We start from the raw sequence: 563 nt of genomic DNA, 5'->3' as shown, positions 1-563 counted from the left end.
CCACAGCAGCCGGATCAGCAGAGCCGTGGCGTAGCCCGCGACCGCGGCGACCAGGACCGGCCGCCACCGGGTCGTCCCGTCGACCAGAGTCGAGGCAAAGGCGACCGTGCCGACCACTCCGATCGCTGTGACGGTCCGGAGGAAGTGGTACTCCGAGTAGCCCGTGTGGGAGAACACCAGCGTGATGCCGGTCCCCGCGACGACACAGCCCGACAGCCACCAGTACGCCGGGTCGCGGCGCGACGGGCTGGTCGTCGTACTGAGCAGGGAGAGCAGGCGGGCCGAGTTGATCAGCAGGTAGTAGGCCAGCAGGCTTGCGGCGAACAGCAGCAGCCGCGGCTCACCGGTGGCGATCGACGGCAGCACCCAGCCCCCGGTCGCCGGGTAGGAGTGGTCACCGGAGACCGACGCGTAGTAGGGCTGCACACGGAGGGCCGCCAGGATCTGAATCCGGCTGCCGCCCGTGCTGCCGGTCAGAGCGACTGTGGCGGCCAGGAAGAACGCACCGGCCATGGCACCGAGCGCGACGATCCGCCAGGGCAGCTTGCGCTCGGTGATCCAGG

Annotated in this window: 1 protein-coding gene; it reads right to left on the bottom strand. The window is 70.3% G+C overall.

What is annotated here, in order from left to right:
- Positions 1-563, bottom strand: a 563-nt coding sequence (locus ABD345_RS40110) for a hypothetical protein (RefSeq protein WP_344559790.1), incomplete at both ends; no start/stop codon positions are given.

The sequence above is a fragment of the Kitasatospora saccharophila genome (assembly GCF_039529925.1).
GTDB lineage: Bacteria > Actinomycetota > Actinomycetes > Streptomycetales > Streptomycetaceae > Kitasatospora > Kitasatospora saccharophila.
The sequence above is the reverse complement of the archived record's forward strand: the minus strand, read 5'-3'. Positions and strand labels throughout refer to the sequence as shown.